The organism is Kitasatospora putterlickiae (genome assembly GCF_039527695.1).
Taxonomy (GTDB): Bacteria; Actinomycetota; Actinomycetes; order Streptomycetales; family Streptomycetaceae; genus Kitasatospora; species Kitasatospora putterlickiae.
The window spans coordinates 3,002-6,334 of record NZ_BAAAKJ010000138.1; the positions used below are offsets into that span (position 1 = coordinate 3,002).

Sequence of the window (3,333 nt, forward strand, 5' to 3'; positions counted from 1 at the left end):
CCGGTCATCCGGGCGACCGCCTCCTCCAGCGTCAGCACGCCCAGCTCCCGGACGTAGCGGGCCAGGTAGCGCGGGAAGGTGCCCCAGGCGCGCGGGTGCGGACGGGCGCCGACCAGCAGTCCGTCGCTGCCGACGGTGTGCGCGCGGTGGCGCATGATCGCCCGGACGTTCTCCTCGTGGCCGACGTGCTGGAGGATGGTGGTGGCCAAGCCGTCCCGGAGCAGCAGGTCGAGGAAGACCTCGGTGCCGGTGCGGCCCTGTTCGGCGGCCAGTTCGGCGACGGTCCGGCCGACCGCGTCGGCGAGTCCGGGGGAACCGACGCCGGAGAGCTGGATGGTGGCCCAGTCGGTGACCACCCCGTGGCAGCCGTCGCTGCCCTTCTCCTCCACCTCGTAGCGGATCCGCTCGCGCGCCGCCGGGTCGCCGAGCCGGGCCAGGGTGGCCTGCGGGCCGCCCTCGGTGGCCCAACTCGGCAGCAGTGCCGCCAGCGTGGTGGAGCCGGGCAGGTAGGGGTAGCTGTCGAGGGTGAGGTCCACCCCATCGTCGAGCGCCCGGTCGACCAGGTCCAGCAGGTCGCCGGCCCGGCCCTCGTTGACGCCGAAGTTCATGGTGGCGTGGGTGAGGTGGAGCGGGCAGCCGGACCGCCGGGCGATCTCGACCATCTCCGTGTACCCCTCCAACGCGCCCGCGCCGTAGGAACGCTGGTGCGGCGCGTGGAAGCCGCCGTACCCGGCGACGACCCGGCAGAGCTCGACCAGTTCCTCGGTCCCGGCGTACATCCCGGGGGTGTACGTCAGGCCGCTGGACATGCCGACCGCGCCCTCGGCCAGGCCCTGCGCCAACAGCTCGCGCATCCGGTCGAGTTCGGCCTCGTCCGGGGCCCGGTTGTCCCAGCCCATGGCGAGCATCCGCAGCGAGCCGTGCGGCACCAGGTAGCAGGCGTTGACGGCGGGGCCGGTGCGGTCGAGCCGGTCCAGGTAGCCGCCGACGGTCCGCCAGTCCCAGGCGAAGCCGTCCGGGTCGCCGTTCCAGCCGGCGATCTGGCGGCGCAGCGCGGGCAGCGTGGTGTCGTCGACCGGCGCGTAGGACAGGCCGTCCTGGCCGAGGACCTCGCAGGTCACGCCCTGGGTGACCTTGGCCGGGTGCTCGGGTTCGCGCAGCAGGGCGAGGTCGGAGTGGGCGTGCATGTCGATGAACCCGGGGGCGAGCACCAGCCCGTCCGCGTCCACCGTCCGGGCCGCCCCGCCGACCGAATCGCCGAGCTCGACGATCAGCCCGTCGGCGATCCGGACGTCCGCCCGGTACCGCCCGGAGCCCGTTCCGTCGACGACCGTGGCGCCCCGGAACACCGTGTCCCGGCCGGCGGAGCCCCGGCCCCCGCCACCGTGCGTGTCACTCATCAGAAGAACGTCCTGACCAGCCCGGTGACCTTCGGCTCGGCCGCCGAGGCGTCGTCCAGCACCGGGATCAGCGTCCACTTGTCGAAGGCGGTGCACGGGTGCGAGATCCCGAGCCGCAGCACGGCGCCGACCGGGGCGAGGTCGCCCGCGTCGCGCAGGAAGGCGTGCTGGTCGTTGAGCGCGGTGATCCGCGCCGCCGTGCCGGTCAGCTCCGCGCCGCCGCGCACCGACTGCGGCTCCGGCAGCCCCTCGTCGAACGGCAGGTCGCGCTTGCCGGCGTCCAGCAGCGCCAGTTGCGGCTCCGGCCGGGACACCACCCGGGCCCAGCCGTGCAACGCCGAGCGCAGGGCGCCCCCGTCGTGCCCGGCCCCGCGGGCGAGCGGCGAGATCCCCCGGTAGAAGCCGTCGTCGTGCGCGAGGTAGGCGCCCGAGCGCAGCACCACGAAGGCCTCCGGCAGGGCGCCCAGCTCCTCGGCCACCAGGTCGAAGTGGGCGCTGCCGCCGGCCGTGACCACCGGCGCGGCCCCGTCCGCGTACCGGCCGGCGAGCCGCCCGTGCAGCTCGGCCAGCGACCGCAGGTAGCCGCGCACGGAGGCGAGGCCGGCCTCGCTCGCGTCGTGCGCCAGCGCGCCCTCGTAACCGCCGGTGCCGGCCAGCCGGAGGGTCGGCGCGGCGCGGACGGCGTCGGCAATCTCGACCGCCGCGTCGACGGTGCGCGCGCCGGTGCGGCCGCCGGGGCCGCCGAGTTCGACCAGCACCTCGACCGGGCGCTCGGCGCCGGCCGCGCGCAGCGCCTCGTCCATCAGCCGGACGCTCTCGACGGAGTCCACCCAGGAGGCGAAGGCGAAGTCCGGGTCGGCGGCCAGTTCGCCCGCCAGCCAGCGCAGGCCGGCCGGGTCGAGCAGCGAGTTGGCCAGCAGCACCCGCCGCAAGCCGAAGGCGCGGGCGACCCGCAGCTGCGGCAGGTTGGCGAGGGTGATGCCGTGGCTGCCGGCGGCCAGCTGCGCCTGCCAGAGCGCGGGCGCCATGGTGGTCTTGCCGTGCGGGGCGAGGGCCACCCCGGCCTCGGCGCACCAGCGGGCCATGGTGCGCAGGTTGTGGTCGAGTGCGCCCGCGTCGAGGGTGAGCAGCGGGGTGCCGAGGTCGGCGAGGGCGGGACCGGTGGCCAGGTACTGGCGGACGGTCAGGCCCGCGGCGTCCGGTGGCAGCGCTTTGAAGCGCCAGTCGAGCGTCTCCTCGGCCAGGGCCGCCACCTTGCCGGTGTCGAGGCCGGGGCCGGTGCCGCTGCTTGCGAAGGTCTGGTCCACCGTCTTCCTCCATCTGCCATGTTGCAACATGCGCAATGAGGGTTGCACATGCTGGCAGCACGGTTCTAGCATCGGCGCCGGACGAAGGTCAACGACAGCCCCCGCCGGACGCGGGGCAGGCAGGCTCGCCACAGCACCCCCCCCCCACCCGGCCGGCCGCAGCACTCCGAGGAGCCCAGCAGATGCCACGCCAGGACGCCGCCGCGAGCCCGGGCACCCCACCGCCCGGCCGTCCGACGGCCGCCCCGTCCGCGACCGGCCCGGCATCCGCCGCGGCGAACCCGACGCCGCCCGCCGTTCCGCTGGCCGTCTGCGTGGGCGAGTCGATGGCCGTCCTCCTCCCGGACCGGCCCGGGCCGCTGGAGTCCGTGGAGAACTTCAGCCTCTCAGTCGGCGGCGCCGAGTCCAACGTGGCCGGCGCCCTGACCGCCCTGGGCGTGCCGAGCGCCTGGATCAGCCGGGTCGGCGACGACGGCTTCGGCCGCCGCCTGCTCGGCGAACTGACCGCCCGCGGGGTGGACGTCTCCGCGGTCGCCGTCGACCCGCACCGCCCGACCGGCCTGTACCTCAAGGAGGTCGGCGGCGGCACCGGCGACCGCCATGACCTCGGCCCGGGCCGCAGCCGG

At 75.8% G+C, this 3,333-nt stretch carries 3 protein-coding genes; 1 reads left to right on the plus strand and 2 read right to left on the minus strand.

All coding sequences use genetic code 11. From position 1 onward, the window contains the following. Positions 1-1,400: N-acyl-D-amino-acid deacylase family protein (locus ABD308_RS14820; RefSeq protein WP_344333709.1), on the minus strand; the 1,400-nt coding region annotated here is incomplete at its 3' end. Continuing rightward, complete coding sequence (locus ABD308_RS14825; RefSeq protein ID WP_344333711.1) at positions 1,400-2,707, minus strand: type III PLP-dependent enzyme domain-containing protein; 1,308 nt, start codon at positions 2,705-2,707, stop codon at positions 1,400-1,402. The genes ABD308_RS14820 and ABD308_RS14825, both read right to left, overlap by 1 nt. 182 nt (positions 2,708-2,889) lie before the next feature. Here ABD308_RS14825 and ABD308_RS14830 point away from each other — a divergent pair. After that, positions 2,890-3,333: PfkB family carbohydrate kinase (locus tag ABD308_RS14830; RefSeq protein WP_344333713.1), on the plus strand; the 444-nt coding region annotated here is incomplete at its 3' end.